The 26,144-nt window shown below is 39.8% G+C and carries 22 protein-coding genes; 21 read left to right on the forward strand and 1 reads right to left on the reverse strand.

The features are described 5' to 3' along the window. Nucleotides 1-75: 75 nt before the first annotated feature. From BUA02_RS05805 to BUA02_RS05905, 21 genes are all read left to right on the forward strand, one after another. The gene (locus tag BUA02_RS05805; RefSeq protein ID WP_071175778.1) at nucleotides 76-522 is read left to right on the forward strand and encodes a hypothetical protein; all 447 of its coding nucleotides are present in this window, start codon (nucleotides 76-78) and stop codon (nucleotides 520-522) included. A 354-nt stretch (nucleotides 523-876) separates the two neighbouring features. Continuing rightward, entirely contained in the window at nucleotides 877-1,644 is a 768-nt protein-coding gene (locus tag BUA02_RS05810; protein WP_072701738.1) for a flagellin, read from the forward strand. A gap of 400 nt (nucleotides 1,645-2,044) precedes the next feature. Next, the gene (locus BUA02_RS05815; RefSeq protein WP_072701740.1) at nucleotides 2,045-2,974 is read left to right on the forward strand and encodes an ABC transporter permease; all 930 of its coding nucleotides are present in this window, start codon (nucleotides 2,045-2,047) and stop codon (nucleotides 2,972-2,974) included. Nucleotides 2,975-2,991: 17 nt separating this feature from the next. Continuing rightward, nucleotides 2,992-4,050 (forward strand): ABC transporter permease, encoded by a 1,059-nt coding sequence (locus tag BUA02_RS05820; protein ID WP_072701742.1) that lies wholly within the window; start codon nucleotides 2,992-2,994, stop codon nucleotides 4,048-4,050. A gap of 42 nt (nucleotides 4,051-4,092) precedes the next feature. Continuing rightward, the gene (locus tag BUA02_RS05825) at nucleotides 4,093-5,079 is read left to right on the forward strand and encodes an ABC transporter ATP-binding protein (protein ID WP_071175781.1); all 987 of its coding nucleotides are present in this window, start codon (nucleotides 4,093-4,095) and stop codon (nucleotides 5,077-5,079) included. Further along, entirely contained in the window at nucleotides 5,079-6,065 is a 987-nt protein-coding gene (locus tag BUA02_RS05830; protein ID WP_072701744.1) for an ABC transporter ATP-binding protein, read from the forward strand. The genes BUA02_RS05825 and BUA02_RS05830 overlap by 1 nt, the downstream gene beginning before the upstream one ends. Before the next feature lie 65 nt (nucleotides 6,066-6,130). Further along, entirely contained in the window at nucleotides 6,131-8,026 is a 1,896-nt protein-coding gene (locus BUA02_RS05835; protein ID WP_072701746.1) for a peptide ABC transporter substrate-binding protein, read from the forward strand. Nucleotides 8,027-8,376: 350 nt separating this feature from the next. Continuing rightward, entirely contained in the window at nucleotides 8,377-11,514 is a 3,138-nt protein-coding gene (locus BUA02_RS05840; RefSeq protein ID WP_072701748.1) for a toll/interleukin-1 receptor domain-containing protein, read from the forward strand. Nucleotides 11,515-11,540: 26 nt separating this feature from the next. Beyond that, nucleotides 11,541-13,184 carry a SulP family inorganic anion transporter gene (locus tag BUA02_RS05845; RefSeq protein ID WP_072701750.1) on the forward strand — a complete coding sequence of 548 codons (1,644 nt, stop codon included), beginning with the start codon at nucleotides 11,541-11,543 and terminating at the stop codon, nucleotides 13,182-13,184. Between the two features lie 98 nt (nucleotides 13,185-13,282). Further along, nucleotides 13,283-14,047: a PHP domain-containing protein gene (locus BUA02_RS05850; RefSeq protein WP_072701752.1), complete on the forward strand. Its 765-nt coding sequence runs from the start codon at nucleotides 13,283-13,285 to the stop codon at nucleotides 14,045-14,047. Between the two features lie 455 nt (nucleotides 14,048-14,502). Next, nucleotides 14,503-15,993 (forward strand): anthranilate synthase component I, encoded by a 1,491-nt coding sequence (trpE, locus tag BUA02_RS05855; RefSeq protein WP_072702000.1) that lies wholly within the window; start codon nucleotides 14,503-14,505, stop codon nucleotides 15,991-15,993. A 17-nt stretch (nucleotides 15,994-16,010) separates the two neighbouring features. Next, on the forward strand, nucleotides 16,011-16,589 hold the full coding sequence (locus tag BUA02_RS05860; RefSeq protein WP_072701754.1) for an anthranilate synthase component II: 579 nt from the start codon (nucleotides 16,011-16,013) through the stop codon (nucleotides 16,587-16,589). 118 nt (nucleotides 16,590-16,707) lie between these two features. Beyond that, the gene (locus BUA02_RS05865; protein WP_071175796.1) at nucleotides 16,708-18,099 is read left to right on the forward strand and encodes a PhoH family protein; all 1,392 of its coding nucleotides are present in this window, start codon (nucleotides 16,708-16,710) and stop codon (nucleotides 18,097-18,099) included. Between the two features lie 401 nt (nucleotides 18,100-18,500). Then, nucleotides 18,501-18,713: a FeoA family protein gene (locus BUA02_RS05875; protein ID WP_072701758.1), complete on the forward strand. Its 213-nt coding sequence runs from the start codon at nucleotides 18,501-18,503 to the stop codon at nucleotides 18,711-18,713. A gap of 30 nt (nucleotides 18,714-18,743) precedes the next feature. Further along, nucleotides 18,744-18,965 (forward strand): FeoA family protein, encoded by a 222-nt coding sequence (locus BUA02_RS05880; protein ID WP_071175799.1) that lies wholly within the window; start codon nucleotides 18,744-18,746, stop codon nucleotides 18,963-18,965. Nucleotides 18,966-19,026: 61 nt separating this feature from the next. Beyond that, nucleotides 19,027-21,315 (forward strand): ferrous iron transport protein B, encoded by a 2,289-nt coding sequence (gene feoB, locus BUA02_RS05885; protein WP_072701760.1) that lies wholly within the window; start codon nucleotides 19,027-19,029, stop codon nucleotides 21,313-21,315. Nucleotides 21,316-21,620: 305 nt separating this feature from the next. After that, a complete protein-coding gene (locus BUA02_RS15680; RefSeq protein WP_143147388.1) occupies nucleotides 21,621-21,800 on the forward strand; it encodes a FeoB-associated Cys-rich membrane protein in 180 nt (59 codons plus the stop codon). A gap of 30 nt (nucleotides 21,801-21,830) precedes the next feature. Then, nucleotides 21,831-22,094 (forward strand): heavy-metal-associated domain-containing protein, encoded by a 264-nt coding sequence (locus BUA02_RS05890; RefSeq protein WP_072701762.1) that lies wholly within the window; start codon nucleotides 21,831-21,833, stop codon nucleotides 22,092-22,094. Nucleotides 22,095-22,106: 12 nt separating this feature from the next. After that, nucleotides 22,107-22,346, forward strand: coding sequence for a Fur family transcriptional regulator (locus BUA02_RS05895; protein WP_071175803.1), 240 nt, complete (start codon nucleotides 22,107-22,109; stop codon nucleotides 22,344-22,346). A gap of 77 nt (nucleotides 22,347-22,423) precedes the next feature. After that, the gene (locus tag BUA02_RS05900) at nucleotides 22,424-23,362 is read left to right on the forward strand and encodes an RluA family pseudouridine synthase (protein ID WP_072701764.1); all 939 of its coding nucleotides are present in this window, start codon (nucleotides 22,424-22,426) and stop codon (nucleotides 23,360-23,362) included. A 58-nt stretch (nucleotides 23,363-23,420) separates the two neighbouring features. Beyond that, entirely contained in the window at nucleotides 23,421-24,725 is a 1,305-nt protein-coding gene (locus tag BUA02_RS05905; RefSeq protein WP_072701766.1) for a DNA polymerase Y family protein, read from the forward strand. A 443-nt stretch (nucleotides 24,726-25,168) separates the two neighbouring features. Here BUA02_RS05905 and BUA02_RS05910 read toward each other — a convergent pair whose 3' ends face one another. Further along, entirely contained in the window at nucleotides 25,169-26,086 is a 918-nt protein-coding gene (locus tag BUA02_RS05910) for a CPBP family intramembrane glutamic endopeptidase (protein ID WP_072701768.1), read from the reverse strand. Nucleotides 26,087-26,144 lie beyond the last annotated feature (58 nt).

The raw sequence follows: 26,144 nt of genomic DNA on the forward strand, positions 1-26,144 counted from the left end.
ACTGTTGCAAAATTGTGACTGAACTATAAAAGAAATATAATCATTTCTAAAATAAAAATTGGAGCATTAGAAAATATGTCAAAAAATAATCGCAAAAAAGTAAATAAGAAAAAGAAGAAATACGATCCAAATGGAGCATTTGGCCGCTTTATGCTGGCAATGATAATTCTGGGAATCGTAATTTTATTATTCATAAATGTTGCTCTTCCTATCGTAAAAGAGAAGTTTAAGAAAGCTGCAGCAGAAAAAACTGTTGATATCCTAAGTGAGAATATTGAGAAGATTGCTGGTGATAGCCCGGAAGCTCAAAAACTTACTGAAACTCTTGAGAATATGTCTGAAGAGGACAGAGAGACTGTTACTGAGATAGTAGCAGAGCATATGGATACAGAAACAGTTTCTGAAGTAATGGAATATGTAACTGATGGAGATCAGCAGGGGCTTATAGAATACGCTTCAGAAAATCTTTCTCCAGAAGAAGTAATGGAGCTTATGGAAATTTACGGAAAATACGCTGACTAAAGCGTGAAAAATGAATAATTATAAAAAATAATCCTATAACGCAAAAACACCCACGGGGGGACGTGAGTGCCTGCGATTTTCTTATGAGGGGGAGATAGTGATTATCTCTAAACGGCTTAGAGAAGTATTGCATCACTAACCTTGTCTAATACTATAAACAGAAAATGTGTACAAAAAGTGAAAAAAATGTGGAAAAAAAGTATAAATATAATTTCTTTTCTTCATCGTATTCATTCGAATGTAATTTCCTTTCAAAATTGATTAAAAAACATAAATTTGAGGCTAGCACTTCTTAATTATAGTGATATTATGACTTATAAGGCGTAGTTTTGTTTTTAAGAAAAGGAGGGCAAAATGAGCAGCATTTCATCAGTTGGTGGATACTCTAGTTACTCACCATACTCCACCATAGCAGCTGGCGGAACATACACTAGTGCTTCTCAGGGTGCTTCAGAGCTTGCTATTCAGGAAAAGACAGAGTCTCAGGTTCGTGGACTTGATGCAGGAAGTGAAAATCTTACTTCTGCAAAATCTGTTCTTAATATTGAAGATGGCGCGCTCGATGGTATTACCGATTATCTGCAGTCAATTAGAGAGCTTTCAGTAAAAGCTATGAATGGAACAATGTCAGATGATGACAAGCAGTACATTCAGGATCAGATAGAGCAGTATAAGCAGGGAATTGAAGACATCGCTAATGGCACAACATACAATGAAAAGCAGCTGTTAAACGGTAAGACACAGGATATGTCAGTAGCTACAGACAACAATGGTTCAGAAGAGACTGTTTCTACTTACAATACAACATTAAAGGCTCTTGGAATTGAAGATTACAATGTTACAGGCGATTTCAATGTAAACGACATCGACAAAGCTCTTGAGAAGGTAACAGGCAATAGATCAAACGCCGGTGCACAGACAAACGGTGTTGAGCATGCACTTACTTACAATTCACATGCAGCTATGGAACTTAATGGATACCAGATGGACAAGGAAGAGGATAATGCAACTAATGCTCTTCAGCAGCTTAAGACTCAGCAGGCACTAAATTCCTATCAGACTCTTTTACAGAAGAAAGAGCAGGAAAACAACGAAAGACAGTCACTTATGGTATTTGCTTAATCTAAAAAACTGAACACTATAATATAAGAAGAATCTACGAAAATATGATATAATTTTCGCAGATTCTTTTTTTATGTGTCTAAATGTTCGAAAAAACAATTCGACGAAATATGTACGCCTCAGACGGACATATGTATTTTAGTCAAAGAATCTTGATCTTTTTTAATTAGATAGAGCGATTTTAACCCCGTATACTTGACATAAAGTAATCATTTCGTTAACATTAGTGTTGTTGCATGATTATATGCGTGTATACAATCTTGAATTATTAGTGCAATGACGCACATTTGCTGGCAGTCATTGCAATTTTTTTATAGGGTTTAGCGCGTTGAAGTTATGCAACTTTGAACCATGACAATGGTTCAAAAAAGATCAAAAAAATGGGTGGAGAAACTAGGGTATGAACACAAAGACACTAATGTACATTGTCAAAAGGATCTTTTTGGCAATAGTTACGATCTGGGTAGTCATCACGGTTACCTTTTTTGTAATGCACGCTGTACCAGGAGGACCATTCACTGGTGAGAAGGCAGTCACAGAGTCCGTTAAGGCAGCTATGGAAGCTAAGTACGGTCTGGATAAACCTCTTGGAGTACAGTATCTGACTTATCTAAAGGATGTTGTGACCAAATTTGAATTTGGCCCATCATTAAAACAACGAGGCAGAACAGTCAACGATATCATCGCTGATGGTATGAAGACATCTGTTAGGATTGGTCTTATTGCTGCGGTCATCGCGCTTGCTTGCGGTGTAATCCTTGGTTCTATTGCAGCACTTCGCAGAAACAAGTTAATAGACAGGATTATCATGATCATTACAACGGCTTTCGTATCAATGCCATCATTTATCATGGGATCACTTTTACTGATTTTGTTTGCCATCAAGCTTGGAATCTTCCCGGCTAACGGAGCAGCCAGGAACGGTTTGGTACTTCCTGTGATAACACTTTCACTATATCCAATGGCTTATATCACAAGACTTACCAGATCATCAATGCTTGAAGTTTTGGGTCAGGACTATATCAGAACAGCTAAGGCAAAGGGTGTTTCAGGAATGAAGATAATCTTCGGACATGCTCTTAAGAATTCACTTATTCCTGTCATCACATATTTTGGACCGATGTTAGCGGGTATTACAACAGGATCACTTGTTGTTGAACAGATCTTTGCAGTTCCCGGAATCGGAAGAGCTTTTGTAAACAGTATCACAGGACGTGACTATCCACTTGTTATGGGCACAACTATCGTACTGGCAACACTTATCGTAATCATGAATCTTGTTGGAGACATCTTGTATAAGGTTGTTGACCCACGAATCACACTGGAATAATGAAGGAGAAATGACAGATGGATATCACAAAGTTAAGCGCGCAGGTTAATTTAGATGATTTTAATCCTGCTACAGAAGACGAAAAAGAATATATGGTCCAGATGCGTCCTTCATCTACATTCTTTAAGGACAGCGTCAAAAGACTTCTTAAAAATAAAGTAGCAACAGTTTGCTTCTTTATCATAATACTTATTACTTTAGCAGCTATTTTGGTTCCAATATTCTGGCCATATTCATATGATCAGATGCTTGGAATGACACCGGGTAAACCGGTTGATAATTCATTCAATGATCTTAAGCCTTTTGAGTATGGCAGATCAGAGATTAGAAGAATGGAAGCTGGAGAGTCAGTTATTCCTCATATCTTTGGAACAGACTCACAGGGTAGAGATTACTTCATAAGAGTAGTGTACGGAACACGTATTTCACTGGCAGTTGGTTTCTTTGCCAGCATCATCGTTCTCATTATAGGTATGACTATCGGTTCTATCGCAGGTTATGCGGGAGGCAAGGTTGACCTTATCATAATGAGAATCGTAGATATCATCTATTCATTACCTGACATGCTGATGGTTATTCTTTTATCTTCGGTACTTAAGGTAGTAATGGAGGGAGCACTGGACGGAACTGTCCTTGCCAAGATTGGATCAAATATCATCAGTTTGTTCATTGTATTTGGTGTTCTGTACTGGGTATCAATGGCAAGACTTATAAGAGGTCAGATCTTGTCACTTAGAGAACAGGAATATGTACTTGCTTCTCAGGCTGCAGGTGCTAAAGGTAAATGGATCATCTTAAAGCACCTTATTCCTAACTGCTTCTCAGTAATCATCATTTCAACAGCACTTCAGATTCCTAGTGCGATCTTTACTGAGAGTTACCTTTCATTCCTTGGACTTGGTGTTAATGCTCCTATGCCTTCACTTGGCTCACTTGCTTCTGATGCACTTAATGGTATTTCATCATATCCATACAGACTGGTTATTCCAGCACTTGTTATTTCACTGATAGTTCTTTCACTTAACCTTTTTGGTGACGGACTTAGAGATGCCTTTGATCCAAAGCTGGATACATAATTTGAGAGCAGAACTTCATTAAGAATGTATGGGAGAAAAAAGATGAATTTATTAGAAGTAAGAGATCTGCATACCTCATTCTTTACTGATGCAGGAGAGGTTAAGGCAGTTAATGGAATATCTTTTGACCTGGATAGGGGAAAAGTACTTGGAATAGTAGGAGAGTCTGGCTCTGGTAAGTCAGTTACTGCATATTCAATAATGCAGATTTTAGCTGGAGCAGGCAAGATCGTATCAGGATCGATAAAGCTTGATGGACAGGAACTCGTTGGAGCTGGCGAGAAGGTTATGAAGACAGTTCGCGGCAATAAGGTGTCTATCATCTTCCAGGATCCTATGACATCGCTCAATCCTACTTATACGATCGGACATCAGCTTATGGAAGCAATCTTGCTCCATACAGATAGAAATAAAGAACAGGCTAGAGAAAGAGCAATCGAAATGCTTAAGCTTGTTAATGTAAATGAGCCTGAAAAGAGAATGAATCAGTATCCATACGAGTTCTCAGGCGGTATGAGACAGCGTGTAATGATCGCTATGGCTCTTGCCTGCGAACCGGATATCCTGATCGCTGACGAGCCTACAACAGCTCTTGACGTTACAATTCAGGCACAGATCCTTGACCTTATGAAGTCACTTCAGGAAGAACTTGGAATGGCTATCATCATGATCACACATGATCTTGGCGTTGTAGCTCAGATGTGTGATGAAGTTATTGTTATGTACGCAGGTTCAATCTGCGAGCAGGGAACAGCAGATGAGATATTCTACAATCCTTGCCACGAGTATACAAAAGGTCTTCTCCGTTCTATCCCAACTGAGGGAAAAGAGGGCAAGAAGCTCGAACCTATCGCAGGTACACCTATAGATCTTTTGAATATGCCAAAGGGATGCCCTTTTGCACCTAGATGCGATGCAGCTATGAAGATATGCCTCAGAGAAAGATGTGAGCGCATGCAGATCAATGATTTCCATGCTGCAGGCTGCTGGATGAATGTTAAAAAGCTTATGGAAGGCGGTGCAAAGTAATGGGTGATTCAAACGAAAAGAACCTTGTTGAGATCAAGCATCTCAAGGAATACTTCAATGTAAATGTTGGATTTTTTAAGACCAGACCACTTAAAGCGGTAGATGATGTTTCTTTTTCCATCAAAAAAGGTGAGACCTTAGGACTCGTAGGAGAGTCGGGCTGTGGTAAGACAACAGTTGGACGTACGATCCTTAATCTCTACAAGCCAACAGCTGGTGAGATCTGGTATGACGGCAAGCTTATTAAGACAAATGAAGATATCAAGGAATTTAGAAAGAAAGCTACTATGGTTTTCCAGGATCCTTATTCTTCACTTAATCCTAGAATGACTGTATCGGATATCATAGGAGAACCTCTCGATATCCACAATATGTACAAGACTAAGGAAGAGAGAAGAGAACGCATTCTTGAACTTATGAGTTATGTAGGACTTAACTCAGAGCATGCTTCAAGATATGCTCATGAATTCTCAGGTGGACAGAGGCAACGTATCGGAATTGCAAGATCTCTTGCAGTAAATCCGGAGTTTATTGTGTGTGATGAGCCTGTATCTGCTCTTGATGTATCAATTCAGGCACAGGTTATCAATATGTTTGATGAGCTTCAGGACAAACTTGGACTTACGTATTTGTTCATTGCTCATGATCTTTTGGTGGTGAGGCATATCAGTGACAGAATAGCTGTTATGTACCTCGGTAAAATGGTAGAGCTCGCAGATGCAGAAGAGATTTACAAAAACCCACTTCACCCATACAGTAAATCGCTTCTCTCTGCAGTTCCAGTTCCTGATCCAAAGATTGCAAGAGCAAATAAGCGAATCGTGTTATCAGGTGATATACCAAGTCCTTTAAATGCACCATCTGGATGCCCATTCAGAACAAGATGCCCATATGCAGATGAACAGTGCTCATGCTCAATGCCAGAGTTTAAAGAGGTGTCAAAAGGACACTTTGTAGCATGTCATCACATGGAAAATGTCAACTAAGTCGTTAAAAGATGCAAGAGCATTTTTTATAAAAAACACTTTATTATCTTATAAGGAGGATAATTATGAAAAAGAAGTTATTATCAGTATTACTTGCTTCATGCATGGTCTTAAGCCTTGCAGCATGCGGTGCTTCTTCTGAGACACCTGCATCAAACGGCACAGATAATGCACAGCAGACAACAGATTCAACAGATTCAACAGGATCTGATGAAACTGCAACAGACAGCGCAGCAGCTGGAACAAACACAGGTGTTATCAATGTTTGTCTTGCTTCTGAGCCAGCTACTCTTGATCCAGCACTTAACTCAGCTGTTGATGGTGCTACAATGATCAACCACCTTTTCTCAGGTCTTGCTAAGTGGGGACTTGATGCAAATGGTAATCTTGAGCTTCAGCCAGATTGCGCTGAGGAACTTGTAGAAGGTGTAGAGAATGAGGACGGAACAGTTACTTATACTTATACACTTAAGGATGGCCTTACATGGTCAGACGGACAGCCTGTAACAGCAGGTGATTTCGTATTTGCATGGAACCGTGCAGCAGGACAGGCTCTTGCAGCTGACTACGGTTACATGTTCGAAGTAGTTGACGGATACGCTGATATCTGGGCTGAGGATGCTAAGGGCGACGAGACTCTTAACGTTAAGGCTATTGATGACAAGACTCTTGAAGTTACTCTTGTTAACCAGGTTGCATATTGGAATGAGCTTCTTGCATTCCCTACATACATGCCAGTTCGTGAGGATGTAGTTTCTAACGAGTCATGGGCAACAGATCCTTCAACATATGTTAACAACGGTGCATATGTAATGTCTTCTTGGGAGCATAACTCAGTTATCACTCTTACAAAGAATGATAAGTTCGTTGATGCTGACAAGGTTACAATGAACGAGATCAACTTCTACCTTTCAGACGATGCTAACAACCAGCTTGCTAACTTCGAGAATGGTGACTGGGAGTTCATCGACGACGTTCCTACAAACGAGATCGCATCTCTTAAGGACAAGTATCCTACACAGTTTGTAACAGCTGGTCAGCTTGGTACATACTATGTATGCTGGAACATCAACGAAGAGATCCTTCCTTCATCAAGCACACTTACAGGTGTTGAGAAGGCTAATGCTGAGAACGAGATCCGTAATGCACTTGCACTTCTTATCGACAGAAATTACATCGTTAACGATATTGCACAGGGTGGACAGGTTCCTGCTTCTTCATTCGTAGCTATGGGTCTTACAGATGCTGACGGATCACAGTTCTATCAGAATGCTGGTCCTGACAAGAGCATCACAGGTTACTATGATGTAACAGACGCTGCTTACGAAGATAACTGGACAGCAGCTCTTGAAACACTTAAGAAGTACTACACATTTGATGAGTCTACACAGCAGTTTACAGATTTCCCAACTCTTACATACCTCTACAACACATCAGAGGGACACAAGGCAATTGGTGAGGCTATTCAGTCAACATTTGCTGGTATCGGTATCACAATGAACCTTGAGAACCAGGAGTGGGCTACATTCCTTGATACAAGAAAAGCCGGTAACTATTCAATCGCCCGTAACGGTTGGCTTGGTGACTACAATGATCCTATTTCATTCCTTGATATGTGGACAACAGCATCAGGTAACAACGATGTACAGTTTGGTAAGGGCGACAACGCAGATGTTAAGGCATACTCACTTGATATTACAGATCTTGGATATGACACAAAGGTAGAGAATGGAACATGGGCTGAGACATACGATGTACTTATCGGCGACATCAAGACTTGCACAGATACAAATACACGTTATGAGCTTATGCATAGAGCAGAAGACCTTCTTATGTCAACAGGTTGCATCTGCCCAATCTACTACTACACAGACCTTTACATGATCTCTGACAAGGTATCAGGCTTCTTCTCAAGCCCACTTGGATACAAGTATTTCATGTACTGCTCAGTAGCAGAATAATGAGGACGCGTAGCGTTTACTTGTGAGATGATTTTTGTTCACTCCGATAGATTTCGTAGTGATACATAAGACAATAATTAAAAGAGCTATGGTTTATTTCATGTTATTCAGAACATAAACCATAGCTCTTTTAATTATTGCCATGTATCTACTACAAAATCTAAATCGTTCACAAAAATTATCTCAAAAAGTAAACGCTACGCTGTTTTCATTTACCGAAAATGAGAGTGTTGAATACTTTAAATAAAATGATAAAAATGTGATTTAATTAAGTCCATTATAAAGAAAGTATGTGATATACTATTTAACGTTTGGGGAAACGTATTAATAATAGGAAAAGGGAAGAGTTAATGAGTACACATTATAACGCGTTTATTTCGTATAAGCATGCGGCCCTGGATAATAAGGTGGCAGCGCTTATTGAAAAGGATTTAGAGCGCTATCATATTCCGAAGAAATTACAGAAAAAAACGGGATATAAGAAGATTGAGAGAATCTTTAGGGATACGGATGAGCTACCCATCACTAGTGATCTTAGTAGTACTATTGAGGAGGCATTAGCTAATTCAGAGTATCTGATCGTTTTGTGTTCGACTAATACACATCTTTCAACATGGGTTGAGAGGGAGATAGATATCTTTTTAAGAAATCATACGAGAGATCAGATATTTACAGTAATTGCAGATGGTGAGCCTCATGATGTAATGCCAAAGGTATTGCAGACAAGGGAAGTCATAAGGACTACAACTGAGGGCGAGATGGAGACAGTAATTGAGGACGTTGAGCCTCTTGCCTGTGATTATAGACTTAGCAGAAAAGAGGTCAAGGCAACTGAAGTTCCAAGGCTTGTTTCTGCCATGATCGGTTGTAATTACAACGAGCTTATGGACAGACAGCGTCAGTACAAGATGAAGAGACTGACTGCGGCTGCAGCAGCTGTTATGATGCTTTCTCTTGGCTTTGGCGGATATATGTTATATAGCAACCAGAGAATCAATGAGAACTACAGACAGGCACTTATCAATCAGTCTAGATATCTTGCTAAGGAGTCAGCATCTCTTTTAGACGATGAACAGAGAATCCCTGCTCTGCAGCTTGCTCTTGCGGCTCTTCCAAGTGAAGAATATCCTGATAGACCGGTTATTCCTGAGGCTGTAAGTGCTCTTTGTGATGCGTCAATTGCGTACCTTCCAAGAATGAGTTCAAATATTCTTTCAGACTGGGTTTATAACATGCCGGATACTGTGGATAAGTTTGTTGTGGATCCTGATTCCACTTCGCTTGCTGCTCTAGATTTTAGAAACAATGTTAAGGTATGGAACAAGGATAATCACGAGCTTGTTTATGATTATGCATCCAATGATTTTGAAACAGAGGTTAGCGATATAGAGTATATTGCTGACAATAAGCTTCTCGTAAGAGGATCACATTATCTTAGATGCATCAATTCTAAGACTGGAGAAGAACTTTGGTATGTTGATGATCTAAGTGAAGATATTATCACAAGCAGGATTGTTGCTATTGATGATGAATACTTTATGATTCAGGATCTTAAAAATGTAATTTATAAGCTTTCTACTGCAAATGGTCAGGTTGAAAAAACATATGAGCTTCTTGTAGATAATGAAAAGCAAGAAACTGCTGGACTTACAGGAGCGGTCATATCACCATCAAAGGATAGAATTGCGTTTCTTTCTAAGATTGGTGAAGATGAGAAAAGAGTTATTGTTATATGGGACTATGTAAATGAGGAATTCTCAGTCTTTGATATGACAGAAATTGATACCTTTGACGATGACGATTATCTTGATAATCTCTACTGGGTAGATGATGAGCATTTATGCGTTTCTTGTGATACATATGATGATTTGGTCACCAATTCAAGTTATCTGAATATGCGTACTTATGCTATAAATCACACTATTTTGTATTGCATTGATCCTAAAGAAATGACACTTCTTTGGAAAAATGAATTTGAGTATTCTGATCTAGTGATCGATGATGGTTTTGTTAAGGTTCCGTATTGTCATGGTGTTGCTTACTATGAAGGGAATGTCTGCAATATCATGGATATTGATACTGGTGAAGTACTCTTTTCACACAATGTTAACGAGCCATTTGTTTGTATGAGAAGTTCTGATACTTATCCTTTTGGTATTACAGCTAATGGTGGAATGACAGATGTAAATGATACGCAAGGCAATGATGTAGTACAGGTAATGTACTATTTTGCAGATGATATCCAAAAAGCTGTGTTCAACAGGGGAGTTTATCTGAATCAGTATAGCAGCAACGAGATAATCTATTATGAATCAGATGTGCGTGATGATAACTGGCAGATGTATGAGGATGCGCCTGTTACATCTGGATCGCATCAGGACTATTTATATGATGACAAGATCCTAAGTTTGGTAAAAGAAAATGGAATCTATCTTAGGGTATATGATCCAAATAATAAAAAGCTTGTAAATGAGATTGAAGTAAATAAGGATGAATCGCAGTACTATAATATAAATATTTTAGGCCTGAAAGGTGATCAGGCTTATGTTAGCAGCTGGATCGATCACAATTATAATGTTTATACAGTTAATGTAATTACTGGTGAAGTAACTGGAAATACTTTAATTAGTGATGGCAGCTCTTATTCTGAGCCACTTGTATCTTATTCAGATGGAAAGCTTGCGGTTTATTATATAAGCGCAGGAGAAACAATCTATATATATGACATTGCTCAAAGTGATGTCATTGGAGAATATCCTTTTGTTGAGGAGGGAAGCAAAGGATTCAGTTCAAAGAATCTCATTAGATATGATGCTGAAAGCGGCTATGTATATATGGGAGGAACTAAGGATTATCTAATAAATCTTGAAACAAAGGAAGCTAGAGAAGTAGCTTTACCTGATAACTGGGATGGAACTGACGGAATAGTAATTGATTCCAAGAACCAAAGAGTTATTACTTCAGATGAAGATACAGTACTTGTCAGAGATTTTGATGGTAATACCATTTTTGTGATAGATGGAATAAAAGTTAAATTCTTTGACCCTTGCGTTTATAACCCTACTGGAAATATAGAAGATGCTTATCTTTTAATAGCTTTTACAGATGGCAAACTTAACAGATATAGCTATGTAGATGGTAGTTATGTTGGATATAACAAGATCTACGAAGTAACGATTTATTCTGACGATAAGCACAAAGCAAGCTGGTATGTTGATTCTGCAAACAACTCTTTATATGTGACTACAAGAAATATGACCGACATAATTGATACAACTGAATGGATCAAAATCAGATCTATTCCATATAGTATCGGTTATCATGCAGGATCTGATAGTTTTGTTGTATACTCAAATGATGAAGATAGAGAGATGCATCTTGGCTGTTTCAAGCGATATACTCTTGAAGAACTCATTGAGAGAGGACGTAAGATGCTTGATGGTATTGAGATGTCTGAGGATTTTAAAGCTACCTATGGAATAGGTTAATATAAAAGCTTTATGTGGAGGAAATTATGGAAAACGAAAGATTGAAACCGATGTTATTTACTGTACTTAAAGGGTACACAGGCAAGCAGTTTGTTACTGACCTGATCTCAGGTATTATTGTAGCGATCATTGCACTACCTCTTTCAATTGCCCTTGCCCTTGCTTCTGGCGTTGGCCCACAGGAAGGTCTTTACACAGCAATTGTTGCTGGATTTATCATCTCTTTCCTTGGTGGTAGTAGAGTACAGATTGCAGGTCCTACAGCAGCTTTTGCAACTATAGTTGCAGGAATCGTTGCTACAAAGGGCATGGAAGGACTTGCACTTGCAACTATATTTGCCGGCATTTTGCTGATACTTATGGGCGTGTTCAAGCTTGGCTCACTGATCAAGTTCATCCCATACACAATTACAACCGGCTTTACTGCAGGTATTGCCGTTACTATTGCAATTGGTCAGGTAAAAGACTTTCTTGGTCTCACATACCCAGCTGGAACTACAACAATCGAGACAGTAGATAAGGTTAAGGCTATTGTTTCAAATATTGGAACACTTAATATCTGGGCTTTAGTTGTTGGACTTGTTTGTCTTGCAATCCAGATCGTATGGCCAAAGATCAACCAGAAGATCCCTGGTTCACTTATTGCGGTAATCGTTGGAATACTTATGGTTAAGTTCCTTGGACTTAATGTGAATACAATTGGTGATCTTTATGAGATAAGTGGAAAACTTCCTACTCCTCATATTCCAACATTTGATTTTAAGACTATCCAGTCTGTAGCAGGTGATGGCTTTACAATTGCTATCCTTGCTGCAATTGAATCTCTTTTGTCTTGCGTAGTAGCAGACAGCATGATCGATTCTAAGCACAGATCAAACATGGAGCTTGTAGCTCAGGGCGTTGGTAATATTGGTTCAGCGTTGTTTGGTGGTATTCCTGCTACAGGCGCTATTGCACGTACAGCAGCTAACATCAAGAATGGCGGTAGAACTCCTGTCGCAGGCATGATCCACTCTATCTGCCTTGTTCTTGTGCTCGTAGTACTTATGCCTTTTGCAGCACTTATTCCTATGCCAACTATTGCATCAATTCTTTTCATGGTTGCATATAACATGTGCCAGTATAAGGTATTTACTCATCTTGTAAAGACAGCACCAAAGAGCGATATCATTGTACTTGTAACTACATTTATTCTTACAGTCGTATTTGATCTTGTAGTAGCTATCGAGATCGGTATGGTTCTTGCCTGCCTTCTCTTTATGAAGAGAATGAGCGAGGAGTCAAGAGTTCGCGGCTGGAAATATTATGATCCAGAAGATGATCCAGATGGACTTGGACTTAAGGATATTCCTAAGCATGTAAGAGTTTATGAGATTAGCGGACCTATGTTCTTTGGTGATGCAGAGCAGATCGCAGAGATTAGCTTTAAAGAATTTACAAGAGCTCTTGTAATCCGTATGCGTGGTGTACCAGCTATCGATGCAACAGCTATGCACTCATTTGAGCAGCTCTACGAGAAGTGCAAAAAGAACAATGTTCAGCTTGTATTCTCTCATGTAAACGAGCAGCCTATGAACACCATGGAAAAAGATGGTTTCGTAGACCTTGTTGGCCGTGAAAACTTCCAGCCACACATCGACGATGCTTTGAAGAGAGCAGCTGAGATTTAATCTCAATATATATGATGAAAATGGTTCATAAATGGTTTATTATCGTTTATGAACCATCTTTTTATTAAATTTATATGGATAGACAGCGAGGAACAGACATGAATAAGATTGAGTTACTTTCGGATTATCCTTACTTGTATGAGACACATATGCATACCTCAGAGGGCAGTAAGTGCGGTATGTGTCCGGCAGAAGAAATGGTAAGAGCATATAAGGAAGCAGGATATGCTGGAGTTATGGTTACTGACCATAACTGGGGAGGTAATACTGCGGTAGACAGGAATCTTCCTTGGGAAGAGTGGCTTGATAAGTTCTTTATGGGATATCATAATGCCAAGGCGGAAGGCGATAGGATAGGACTTCCTGTATTTCTTGGATATGAGGCTACGCAAGGCTGTGGTCATGATTTCCTTATTTATGGATTTACTATTGATTGGATGAAAAAACATCCAGAACTTCGAGAGGCTGGAATTCCTGAGCAGTATGAACTTATTCACTCAGTTGGCGGAATGGTGATAAACGCTCATCCATATAGAGAAGCTGATTATATTGATGAAGTGCTTACTTTTGAACAGTACGCAGATGGCATAGAGATGTTTAATGCTGGGCACCTTCCTCACAGAGAGGGAGCAGCAGATCACAGCATCTGGAATGAGAAGGCTGTTAAACTTGCTAACGACAATAATCTTCCTGGAACTGCAGGATCTGACCAGCACAGCACAAGTCTATTTGGCGGAGGTACAGCATTTAGGACACCGCTTAGGTCCATAGAAGATTATATGAACAGGATCAAGAACCATGAAGATTACGTACTTACTGATGGCAGACATTGGTACGATAATCGTGGATATATGATAAAGTGATATTAATCTTGGAGTTATGTGGGAAGTATGTAGGTAGAGTTAATACTTTTTTGCTTTATCATAAAAAAGTGATTGACACTACTAAGTGGTGGTCTGTATAATTCAATTTAATATAAGACTAAAACCGATGAGACGGGAAGATGCGAAAGGGGCACTCACAGAGAGTCCGGGTAGGTGCGAGCCGGGCAGAACGCTGATTTGCAAATGGTCCGTTGAGGGCATAGCGAAAGGTTTTTTACCCAGTAGCCTATGACGGTATGGCTGCCGTTACCAGCCGGGGATATGTTGGTATCCTTAAGAGCGTGTGTATGACACAAATAGAGGTGGCACCACGGGTATACTTTAATTACTCGCCCTCAGTAGAACATTTTGTTCTACTGGGGGCTTTCTTTGTGTCTGCAATAGCACGCAAAACAAAGGAAATTGCAGAGCCATGCATAAAAAAGGAGGCATGTATGATCCAGACATCACTAGAAGAAGTAAAGAAAATAGCTAAAGACGGCAAATACAGACTGATCCCGGTCATCAGAGAGATCTTGTCTGATGTGGCAACGCCTGTGCAGGTTCTTAGAAAGCTAAAGAACGTAAGTGACCATGTGTTTTTGCTTGAAAGTGTTGAGGATTCAAGACAATGGGGCAGATATTCATTTCTTGGCTACAATCCCACATTAGAGATTTCATGTAAGGGAAAAAAGCTATTGGTAACTGATGAAAATGGAGTACAGACCTCCATGGATACAGATAGTCCAAGCTCCTATATCAGGAAGCTGGTTGAAGAAAACAAAGCTCCAAAGCTTAAGGATTCTCCTACATTTACAGGTGGTCTTGTGGGTTATTTTTCCTACGACTACATGCAGTATGCAGAGAAATCCCTTCATTTCAAGGCGCAAAATGACTATGACTATAATGATCTTGATCTGATGCTCTTTGATAGCCTTATCTGTTTTGACAACTTTAAGCAAAAGATCCTTTTGATAGCCAATGTGAAGGTTCCATCAGCAGATAATTGTGAATTTGAAGAAGCCTATGACAGAGCAGTTAAAAAGCTGGATGAAATGCAGGATCTTATTTTACATGGTGAGATGAAAGATGTTGAAAAAGGAAAGCTTCTTTCAGAAATCAAGCATGTCTTTTCAAAGGAAGAGTATTGTCAGAAGGTGGAGAAGGTAAAGGAGCACATCATAGAAGGTGATATTTTCCAGCTTGTTTTATCAAATCCCATGGAGGCTGATTTTGAGGGAAGCCTTTTTGATACCTATAGGATATTAAGGACCACAAACCCTTCTCCTTACATGTTCTATTTTTCTGGTGATACTGAGATTGCAGGAGCATCACCAGAGACTCTGGTTAAAGTAGAAGACGGCGTTATCAGAACGTTCCCACTTGCAGGTACAAGGCCAAGGGGAGCAACCTTTGAAGAGGACCAGGCCTTGGAAAAAGAGCTTCTTGCAGACGAAAAAGAAAGAGCTGAACACAACATGCTGGTGGATCTGGGAAGAAATGATCTTGGAAAGCTTAGTGAGTTTGGAACTGTTGAAGTGGAAAAGTACATGGAAATTGAGAGATACTCACATGTCATGCATATTGGATCATCGGTTAAGGGCAGGCTTTCAGATAAGTTTACTGCAATTGATGCAATAGACAGCGTGCTTCCGGCAGGAACTCTTTCAGGAGCTCCTAAAATAAGAGCCTGCGAGATCATAGATGAACTTGAGGGTATTAAGCGTGGAATCTACGGCGGAGCCATTGGTTACGTCGACTTTACAGGAAACCTTGATACCTGCATTGCCATCAGACTTGCCTACAAGAAAAACGGCAAGGTCTTTGTAAGGAGCGGAGCAGGGATCGTAGCAGATTCTGTTCCGGAAAAAGAGTTTACAGAGTGCGTAAACAAGGCAAAGGCAGTAGTCAATGCAATCAAAGATGCCTGCGAATGTAGCGATTAAAGAAAGGGAAAGCGACTATGATCTTGATAATTGATAACTACGATAGTTTTACATACAACCTTTTTCAGCTGATTGGAACCATAACTCCAGATATAAAGGCAGTCCGTAACGACGCTTATACGGTAGATGAGATAAGAGATATGGATCCAAGTGCCATAGTTCTTTCGCCAGGACCAGGCAAGCCTTCTGAAGCGGGCATCTGTGAGGATATAGTAAAAGAGCTGGGAAAAGAGATACCAATCCTTGGAGTTTGTCTTGGACATCAGGCTATCTGCGAAGCCTTTGGAGGGACAGTTGATCATGCAAAAGAGCTTATGCATGGCAAGCAGTCTGAGGCAGAGCTTGATACAGAATCTGTTATGTTTAAGGACCTTCCAAAGAGAGCAAAGGTTGCAAGATATCATTCACTGGCTCTTTTACCAGAGACCCTTCCAGAGTGCCTCAAAGTAACAGCTACTGCCGATGATGGTGAGATCATGGCGGTAGAACACAAGGATTATCCTATATACGGACTTCAGTTTCATCCTGAATCAATAATGACGCCTGATGGTCTTTCAATGTTAAAAAACTTTGCGTCAAAGACTAAAACAGTTTAAATTGTGCACTGGAAGAGAAACTGTGAATGATAATGGTAAACTGAATATTTTTGATTGCCGTACCACAATATGTGGTATAATAAGATAACAAGTCATACAAATAGAGGGGGACCTACGCATGAAGAAGATCTACGTACTGGACACCAACGTTTTGATTCAGGCACCACACGCCTTGAAGTGCTTTGATGATAACGAGGTCGTTCTTCCGCTGGTAGTCTTGGAAGAGTTGGACGCCCACAAGAGAGATGAGGGCGAGAGAGGAGCAAATGTACGTGAGGCGATCAGAATCCTCGATCAACTAAGGGGAGCAGGCGATCTGGTTGCAGGTGTGAAGCTCGACAATGGAGGACTTCTTAGAGTAGAAAAGAACTTTAAGGATGTGGAGCTTCCAAAGGATATGGCAGACTATAAGTCTGACAATCGTATCCTGAAAGTGTGTAAGGGACTTAGTGACAAGTCCAAGGAACAGGTAATTCTTGTTACCAAGGACATTCTGATGAGGATTAAGGCACAGCTCCTTAATATCAGATCAGAAGATTTCACCACAGAACAGGTGGCAGACCACGGTGAGCAGTACAGTGGACGTATTGATGTCTTCGCACCTGAAGATGTCTTCAAGGATTTCAAGAAAAAGGGAATTCCTGTGGATAAGGTGTATTGCTGTGATGAGAACGGCAATCAGTACGCACCTGAGCTTTATGAAAATGAATTTGTGGTAGTAAGAGCGGATCAGTCCACCAACAAGACTCAGATGGGCCGCGTCTGCAAAGGCTTTATCAAGAAACTGGAGTTTGAAAAAAGCCAGCCTTATGGCGTTAAGCCTAGAAATGCAGGTCAGTACTTCCTTCAGGAAGCACTCATGCAGCCAGCTGATGTGGCACCGCTTGTAATCGTAAAGGGAATGGCAGGTACAGCCAAGACGTTCTACTCTCTGGCAGTTGGTCTTGAGAAGATGATCAACAGACCTACAGGAGAGTACAGAAGGATCCTGGTCTGCAGACCAAATTCCCAGTTTGATGATGACATCGGATTTCTTCCTGGTGATGAACAGGAAAAGATATCTCCTCTTATGAGGCCTATAATCGATAACCTTGAGCAACTCATAGATTCCAATGAAGAAGAGCGCTACAAGGATGAAAAAGAGCTTCAGGACAAGACTGACGAAGTCTTTGAGAGAGGAATTGTTCAGTGTGAAGCATTGAACTTCATTCGAGGAAGGTCAATCCTTAAAACCTATCTCATAATTGATGAAGCTCAGAACATGACACCTACTCAAGCTAAGGGTATCATTACAAGAGCAGGTAAGGATACCAAGATCATCCTTCTTGGTGATCCAAATCAGATAGATAGACCATTTCTTGACGAAAGGACTAATGGTCTTTCCTATGCCGCTGAGCATATGAAAGGCAGCCCGCTTGCATGGCAGATATCTCTTTCAGCTGCAGAGTGTGAGAGAAGCAGACTTGCTATGGATGCTATCGAGAGGATGAAGGATAAGAAGTATTTCTAATTCAATATGCAGATCAATGGCTTACGCAGAAAAATGCGTAAGCCATTTTTGAGCCATGGGGACGGGGGTAGTGGCTCATTTTTTGGTGGCAGGAAGAATGCTGTTTTGGGCTGGCCTGTGGTCGCCCACCCCAAAACAGCATGCTCCATGCCATACCAAAAAAGTGAGCCACAACCTCCGTCCCTAGGGCTCATTATTTTGTAAATATTAAGAAAAATGTAATTGACATTTATTATCAAAAAGAATATTCTATACATGAGTTAGCAAAGGGTAACAAACAAATATAGACTACAAGGTAATTTATACGAATGTTAGTTAAAACTAACTACGCTATATAGTTAGATATAACTAACACATGTGGGTTAGCTAGGACTAACTTATGAATATGAAAAGGGGTGAATATGATGCCTATAACAATGGCTGATATTGGACAACTGGTCACTATCAAAAAGATCACAGGAACAGATGAGGTCAAGCAGCACCTTGCTGTACTTGGATTTGTTGCTGGAGAGAAGGTTAATGTTGTGAATAAGAATGGTGGAAATATGATTGTTAATGTTAAAGACAGTCGTATAGCTCTTGATAAGAGCCTTGCAAACCGCATTTTTATCTAAATAAATATTTGAAGGGAGAATTGAGATTCAATGAAAACATTAAAAGATGTTGAAATTGGAAAAACAGCTACAGTTGTTAAGCTGCATGGGGAAGGACCTACAAGACGCCGTATCATGGATATGGGTCTTACTAAGGGCGCAGAAGTTTATGTGAGAAAGGTTGCACCACTTGGAGATCCTATCGAACTAACAGTAAGAGGTTACGAATTATCTGTTCGTAAAGCAGATGCTGAGTTTGTAGAGGTTGAGTGAAATTTTTTTGAACATGTGTAAGCATTGACTAACAAGAAAAAGTTTATTTTAGGAGGCAGAAATGGAAATCAAGATTGCTTTAGCGGGTAATCCTAACAGTGGTAAGACCACTTTGTTTAATGATCTGACAGGTAGCAGGCAGTATGTTGGTAACTGGCCTGGCGTTACTGTAGAAAAGAAGGAAGGTAAGCTTAAGGGAGCAGAGTACAAGGATGTAGTTATTCAGGATCTTCCTGGTATCTATTCTCTTTCACCTTATACACTTGAAGAAGTAGTATCTCGTACATATCTCGTAACTGAGAAGCCAGACGCTATCATCAATATCGTTGATGGAACTAATATCGAGCGTAACCTTTATCTTACAACACAGCTTCTTGAGCTCAACATCCCTATGATTGTTGCTCTTAACATGATGGACCTTGTTCGTAAAAATGGTGATAAGATCGATGTAAAGGCTCTTTCAGATGCACTTGGATGTGAAGTTGTTGAGCTTTCAGCACTTAAGAGCGAGGGTACAGATGCTCTTGTAAAAAAAGCTGTTGATCTTGCCAAGAACAAGAAAAAGGCTGAAGCTAAGGAAGTAATTACTGGGGAAGCTAAAGCAGCCGTTGAAAAGATCGAAGAGTTATTAAAAGGATCAGTTGATGACAATTTCCTTAGATGGAATGCTATCAAGGCTTTTGAGCGTGATGAGAAAGCTATGGAAAAACTTGAGCTTTCTGCAACTAGAAAGTCTGAGATTGAGGAAATTATCAAGGCTTGCGAGAAGTCACTTGATGATGATTCAGAGTCTATCATTACAAATGAGAGATATACATATATTACAGGCGTAACATCAAAGGTAGTTAAAAAGGGACGTGCTAAGGGCGAGCTTTCAGTATCAGATAAGATCGACAAGATCGTTACTAACAGAATCCTTGGTCTTCCAATCTTTGCTCTTGTTATGTTCCTTATCTACGCTATCGCAATGGGTGGTTGGAGCGTATCAATTGGTACAAGAGCTACTGATTTTACAAATGACGTTATCTTTGGTGAGTGGGTTCCAGGATTCTTTGATACTATTCTTTCAGCACTTCATGTAGAAGAAGGAACAGTTCTTTATGGACTTATTCAGGACGGTATCGTAGCAGGTGTTGGTGCTGTCATCGGTTTCGTACCACAGATGCTGGTTCTTTTCCTCCTCCTCTCAATCTTAGAGGATATTGGATATATGGCTCGTGTAGCTTTCGTTATGGACCGTATCTTCCGTCAGTTTGGTCTTTCAGGTAAGTCATTCATCCCTTGCCTTGTTGCAACAGGATGTGGTGTTCCTGGTGTTATGGCCAGCCGTACAATCGAGAATGAGCGTGATCGTAAGATGACTCTTATGACAACAACATTCATGCCTTGTGGAGCTAAGCTTCCTATTATCGGACTTATTGCAGGTGCTGTATTTGGTGGATCACCACTTATCGCTGCATCAGCTTACTTCATCGGTATTGGTTCAATTATTCTTTCAGGTATCATCTTAAAGAAGTTCAAGGCATTTGCTGGAATGCCAGCACCATTCGTTATGGAGCTCCCAGCATACCATGTTCCTTCATTTGTAGGTGTTCTTAGAGCTACATGGGAGCGTGGATGGTCATTCATTAAGAGAGCTGGATCAGTTATCGTTATTTCTTCAATCATTATCTGGTTCCTTTCAGCATTCGGAACTGTAAATGGACATTTTGGACTTGTTGATAATCTCTTTGAGGATGAGACAGTTATTACTGATGAATATGTATCAGAGCTCGCAGCTAAGATGGATATCCCTGAGGAAGATGTAAACGCTATGGATGCTTCACTTCTTGCAAGTGTTGGTAATGCTGTATCATTCGTATTTAAGCCACTTGGTTTTGGTAACTGGAAGCCTACAGTAGCAACAGTTACTGGTCTTGTAGCAAAAGAGGAAGTTGTTGGAACATTTGGTGTTCTCTATGCATATGATGATACAGAAGAGGAGCTTGGAGAAGAGGGTGAGCAGATCTGGGCAAGAGTTGCAGCAGATTACACACCAATTGCAGCATTCTCATTCATGATCTTTAACCTCCTTTGCGCACCATGTTTTGCAGCTATCGGTGCTATCAAGCGTGAGATGAACAATGCAAAGTGGACATGGGCTGCTATTGGTTATATGACAGTTTGGGCATATGTACTTGCACTTATCGTATATAATTTAGGTGGACTTATTCTTGGAGAAGTTGCATTTGGATTTGGAACTATCGTAGCTGTGATCCTTCTTGGAACACTTATTTACCTCCTTTTCAGAAAGGGCTACGTAGCTTCAGAAAACGAAGGCAGAGAAATGGCTGTAAAGGCTAATGCATAAAGATTATGGGCAATTTTGAGGAATACATATTCCACTTGGATGACGCTTTCGCTTGGTAAAAAACGTAACGGACACTAAGGCACTAAAAAACAGTGCCTAAGTGCCGACGTTTTTTAACACATCCTCGTGAAATATGTAATTCCTGCAAAATTGTATATAAGTCTTAGATTTGCTAATAAAAATTACTGCTTATATATAATGAAAACCAGAAAATAGGCAGAAATGATAAGCTTTAAAAAGAACAAGATTAAGAAATGAAAGTGTAATATATTTAAAGCTCTAGGATGTACTAGAAAGGAGCGAATATGGCGACGATTTTGGGAAATGTAGTAGCACTATTATTAGTTGGAGTGCTGGTTTATATTTGCGGAAGAAACGTAGTAAACCAGATCAAATCTGGTGGATGTGCAGGATGTTCCGGTGGATGCAATGGTCACTGTTCAGGATGTAGTAGTTGCGGTACAGAGCATAGAACCAAGAAGTAAACAGTTCGGAAAAGTATAAGGACAAAGCTTATGTATAAGACGACAGTTAAGATAGATGGCATGATGTGCTCCATGTGTGAGACACATATCAAAGAAACAATTAGAAAGACATTTCCATCTGCAAAGAAGGTTACAGCTAGTTGCAAAAAGAAGGAAGCAACCTTTATTACAGATGATGTGATAGATTTAAGTGTTTTGGGAGATTCTATAGATAGAACCGGTTATCATTATCTGGATTCTGAGACTATACCTTATGACAAGAAGGGCATATTTGATTTTTGGCAGCACAGATAAGGGGAGTAAAGTATGAGTAGTGAACAGGTAATCGACAGACTTAAAGATAATGGCTGCCGCATCACCAAGCAGCGACGACTTATAGTTGATGTGATCATGGGCAATGACCACAGCTCCTGTAAGGATATTTATTATCAGGTAATGGCCAAAGACAAGACTGTTGGAATGGCCACAGTCTATAGGATGATCAGAGTCCTGGAGGACATCGGTGTAGTTAACAGAATCGATATGATCGAGATCAATAATGAATAAACATTTAATAAGGGCATGGACTTTGAACCATGTCCTTTTTTTGACTTTTTTCATCATCATCATTTATTATTTGTTTTATGAATAGCGATTTTAGAGAACTTAAGTATACAGTTAGAACTGAAGATGGAACTATGTCAGCCCGGGACATAATGAAGCAGAAGATGAAGCTATCAAGTAGAGAGATAACTCGCTGCAAGCTTTTTGAGGATGGCGTTATGTGCCATGATGCAGGAGATTCTGATCCTTTGGGGAAAAGAGCTATCTTTTTAAAAGATGAGCTCATGGTGGGTGATACGCTATATGTGCGGATCTATGAAGATATAGATAATGGCTCAGAGATCATTCCAAGCGATCATCCTCTTGATATTGTTTACGAAGATGAAGACCTCATTGTGATCAATAAGCCAGGAAATATGGTGGTTCATCCTTCTTATTGCCACTACACTGACTCTCTTAGTAATTACCTTGCAGGGTATTACAAAAAGACAGGACAGAATCATGTCATGAGAGTTATTGGCCGCCTTGACAGAGAGACCTCAGGCCTTCTTATATTTGCCAAGAACAGGCATAGTGCAGCTCTTTTATCTGATCAGTGTCTCAACATGTCAAGGAGAAAAGAATATGTGGCTCTGTGTGAGGGAGTGTTCGAGGAAAAAGAAGGTACGGTAAATGAGCCTATCTGGGAAAATCCAAAAGAGAAGATGATAAGAGAAGTCAGACCTGATGGGAAAGAAGCTATTACTCATTATAAAGTTGAAAAACAGTTTGAAGATTTTGCAATGGTTCGACTTGTACTTGATACCGGAAGGACCCATCAGATAAGAGTTCATATGTCATTTCTTGGCCATCCCCTTCTGGGTGATAGCCTCTATGGAAAAGAAATATCTAATAACCATGGAATGGAGCGTGCAGCTCTTCATGCAGCGCATCTGGAATTTTTTCAGCCAATAACAGGAGAAGCTTTGGCTTTTGAGGCTAAGCTTCCAGAAGATATTTGCAATGCGTTAAATGGATGAACATTTATCTGATGTAATACTGCTTGTATCGAACTAATGTTTGCGGTATTATGTTTATATGAGTCAAATTGATGCAAGTAAGTACGAAAATATCATATTTCACGTGGATGTAAATTCTGCGTTTTTGTCCTGGTCTGCTCTTAAAAAGCTAGAGGAAGAGCCTGGAAGCGTCGATCTGCGCACTATTCCGTCAGCTGTTGGAGGAGATGTTAAGACTAGGCACGGCATCATAACAGCTAAGTCTATTCCAGCCAAGAAGTACGGCATTGTTACAGGAGAGCCAGTTGTTAAGGCACTTCAGAAGTGCCCCAAGCTTGTTATGGTAAGAGGCGATTTTGCTACTTATCGTAGATTTTCACATGCCTTTATTGAGATACTTAGGAAATATGCACCTACTATCCAGCAGGTATCTATAGATGAAGCATATATGGATATGACGGGTACAAGGTCTGTGTATAAAAAACTTGAGACACCAGAAGAGCCTTTTCCTATCTGCGTTGCCAGACAGCTTAAGGATGAAATTAGAGATACTCTTGGCTTTACTGTAAATGTAGGCATTTCCTGCAACAAGCTTCTTGCCAAGATGGCAAGTGATTTTACCAAGCCAGACAGGATACATACTCTTTTTCCAGAAGAGATTCCTGAAAAGATGTGGCCTCTTCCTATAGGAGATCTCTTTGGCTGCGGTAAGGCCACAGCAGAGAGACTTAAAAGTGTGGGCATCAAGTCAATTGGCGATGCCGCCAACGCTGATCCGATTTTTATCACAAATATCCTTGGTGAAAATGGCGGAGCCTATATCTACGCCAGTGCCAACGGCATCGGTAGTACCAATGTATCAGGGGAGTACGATGATGCCAAAAGCTATTCCAATGAGACTACAATTTCTTTTGATCTTAACTCTGATAACTACGATTCAGAGATCATACCTATACTCAGGCGCCTTTCAGAAAGTGTATCTAATCGCCTGAAAAGAGACGAGGTCTATGGCAGAACAGTAACTGTTTCAGTTAAGACTACAGATTTTAAGCGCCATTCCTGTCAGATGCAGATAGAAAGCTCTATTAACGATACAGACAAGATACTTCGCTATGCCAAGGAACTATCAGACAAGCTTCTTCTTGGTGATGACGGCCTCTTTATCAAAGGCTATTCTGTCCGCCTCGTGGGAGTAGGCGTTACTAAACTTGACGATGGCTCCTACCGTCAGATGAATCTCTTTGATGACTTCAAAGAAATAAAAGATGTTTCATCTGCAATCAAATCTCCAGCTATTTCCGATGAAAAGCGCAAGAAGCTTGATGAAATGACAAGAAAGTTAAATGATGCCTTCGGAAAAGATACTATTCACAAGGGAATATAGGAAAGTTGTGAGTAGCATTTTACGTCTATAATACTTGTTTATTAGATATTGACGTAGTGTATTTGAGGGGGATTACGCTTAATTCGAGCTTATTCTTGATAAGACGTAAAGTAATTTGATGATTTAAGTCTATAGTGATTGTTCTACTGATGAGACGTAAAATAATTTGATGATTTAAGTCTATAGTGATTGTTTTACTGAAAAGACGTAATATATTTTCATTTTTTACGTCAGGATAGTGTGTTATTGGTAGAGAGACGTAATTGAATATTTGAAAATACGCCATAAATTAGAAGATTTAGCAAACAGACGTAAACTTATAATTCAGATTACATCCCACGCATTATTATGTATTTTAAAAGACACCTTTCAAAAATACTGAAAGATGTCTTTTTTGATGCACAAGACCGGCAAGCCACTCAACCTACCGGGAAACCAACCACTCACTCTGCCCAGATATCTGTAGGCTTTTTCTTGTATTTCTCACCCCAAAGGATTGTGAGTACGCAGCAGATGATAAGTACTACGCAAGCTACGATTGTTGACTCAACGCCGAACCCTACGTTGTATGCAAAGCTATCCTTAGCTGTTGATGCGTCAAGCTTGAAGATTGAAAATGGTGAAACGATTCCGCTGTTTGGAAGCCCGAATAAAATGTTCTGTGTAAAGTTCCATGCAGCATGTGCAGCCATTGGAAGCCAGATGCTGTCGCAGTAGTAAACAAAAAGCGCATAGCTGATTCCAACTAATACAATGTTTGTGATAGCAAGAGGAGTAACACCACTGTTGAAGATATGAAGGAAACCAAATAAAACGGCATTTCCTATGATGGCAACAGCAGGATGTCTGTAGCTCTTTCTAAGACGCTGATAGAGGAATCCTCTGCACATAAGCTCTTCGGCTGATGACTGAATGAAGATGCATACAAAGATAAGAAGAACTCTAAGCGGCTGGAATGAATCATAATAGATGAAGATATCTTTATGAAGTACAGCTACTAATATACAGAGAGCGTTTGTTCCAAATCCGATCAAAAGACCAAGTAAAAGGTGAACAATATTGTTTCCCTTGCACTTTCTCCAAAGAGCCTTATAAATAGGTCTGTTCCATTTGCACAAGAAATAAAGAAGGAATGCAGCCCAAATTCCCCAAAATGAGAAGTACTGAGCTGTGATCATAATATAATCATAGTTTTCTTTAGTTATAAAAGGAGCAAAGATAAGTGTTCCAAACTGTCCTATCAGCTGACCTATTATTAAAAGGACAAGAGAAATAAGTGTTGGGAAGATAAAAATATCATTCCATTTAAAGTTATCATTGTGAATCTTCTGTAAGATATTAGGATTCTGATTTTCTGGCATATACCTACCTCCAATTTTTTTCATAACACTTTACAATATAATACATTTGTTTGAACCT

Source organism: Butyrivibrio hungatei DSM 14810 (assembly GCF_900143205.1).
Taxonomy (GTDB): domain Bacteria; phylum Bacillota; class Clostridia; order Lachnospirales; family Lachnospiraceae; genus Butyrivibrio; species Butyrivibrio hungatei.

What these genes read in the sequence shown, in the direction of transcription:
- BUA02_RS05810 (WP_072701738.1), top strand. Translation starts at nt 877, where the DNA reads ATGAGCAGCATTTCATCAGTTGGTGGATACTCTAGTTACTCACCATAC.
- trpE (WP_072702000.1), top strand. Translation starts at nt 14,503, where the DNA reads ATGATCCAGACATCACTAGAAGAAGTAAAGAAAATAGCTAAAGACGGC.
- BUA02_RS05835 (WP_072701746.1), top strand. Translation starts at nt 6,131, where the DNA reads ATGAAAAAGAAGTTATTATCAGTATTACTTGCTTCATGCATGGTCTTA.
- BUA02_RS05815 (WP_072701740.1), top strand. Translation starts at nt 2,045, where the DNA reads ATGAACACAAAGACACTAATGTACATTGTCAAAAGGATCTTTTTGGCA.
- BUA02_RS05900 (WP_072701764.1), top strand. Translation starts at nt 22,424, where the DNA reads ATGAATAGCGATTTTAGAGAACTTAAGTATACAGTTAGAACTGAAGAT.
- BUA02_RS05905 (WP_072701766.1), top strand. Translation starts at nt 23,421, where the DNA reads ATGAGTCAAATTGATGCAAGTAAGTACGAAAATATCATATTTCACGTG.
- BUA02_RS05895 (WP_071175803.1), top strand. Translation starts at nt 22,107, where the DNA reads ATGAGTAGTGAACAGGTAATCGACAGACTTAAAGATAATGGCTGCCGC.
- feoB (WP_072701760.1), top strand. Translation starts at nt 19,027, where the DNA reads ATGGAAATCAAGATTGCTTTAGCGGGTAATCCTAACAGTGGTAAGACC.
- BUA02_RS05840 (WP_072701748.1), top strand. Translation starts at nt 8,377, where the DNA reads ATGAGTACACATTATAACGCGTTTATTTCGTATAAGCATGCGGCCCTG.
- BUA02_RS05910 (WP_072701768.1), bottom strand. Translation starts at nt 26,086, where the DNA reads ATGCCAGAAAATCAGAATCCTAATATCTTACAGAAGATTCACAATGAT.
- BUA02_RS05805 (WP_071175778.1), top strand. Translation starts at nt 76, where the DNA reads ATGTCAAAAAATAATCGCAAAAAAGTAAATAAGAAAAAGAAGAAATAC.
- BUA02_RS05860 (WP_072701754.1), top strand. Translation starts at nt 16,011, where the DNA reads ATGATCTTGATAATTGATAACTACGATAGTTTTACATACAACCTTTTT.
- BUA02_RS05890 (WP_072701762.1), top strand. Translation starts at nt 21,831, where the DNA reads ATGTATAAGACGACAGTTAAGATAGATGGCATGATGTGCTCCATGTGT.
- BUA02_RS05820 (WP_072701742.1), top strand. Translation starts at nt 2,992, where the DNA reads ATGGATATCACAAAGTTAAGCGCGCAGGTTAATTTAGATGATTTTAAT.
- BUA02_RS05850 (WP_072701752.1), top strand. Translation starts at nt 13,283, where the DNA reads ATGAATAAGATTGAGTTACTTTCGGATTATCCTTACTTGTATGAGACA.
- BUA02_RS15680 (WP_143147388.1), top strand. Translation starts at nt 21,621, where the DNA reads ATGGCGACGATTTTGGGAAATGTAGTAGCACTATTATTAGTTGGAGTG.
- BUA02_RS05880 (WP_071175799.1), top strand. Translation starts at nt 18,744, where the DNA reads ATGAAAACATTAAAAGATGTTGAAATTGGAAAAACAGCTACAGTTGTT.
- BUA02_RS05830 (WP_072701744.1), top strand. Translation starts at nt 5,079, where the DNA reads ATGGGTGATTCAAACGAAAAGAACCTTGTTGAGATCAAGCATCTCAAG.
- BUA02_RS05865 (WP_071175796.1), top strand. Translation starts at nt 16,708, where the DNA reads ATGAAGAAGATCTACGTACTGGACACCAACGTTTTGATTCAGGCACCA.
- BUA02_RS05825 (WP_071175781.1), top strand. Translation starts at nt 4,093, where the DNA reads ATGAATTTATTAGAAGTAAGAGATCTGCATACCTCATTCTTTACTGAT.
- BUA02_RS05845 (WP_072701750.1), top strand. Translation starts at nt 11,541, where the DNA reads ATGGAAAACGAAAGATTGAAACCGATGTTATTTACTGTACTTAAAGGG.
- BUA02_RS05875 (WP_072701758.1), top strand. Translation starts at nt 18,501, where the DNA reads ATGATGCCTATAACAATGGCTGATATTGGACAACTGGTCACTATCAAA.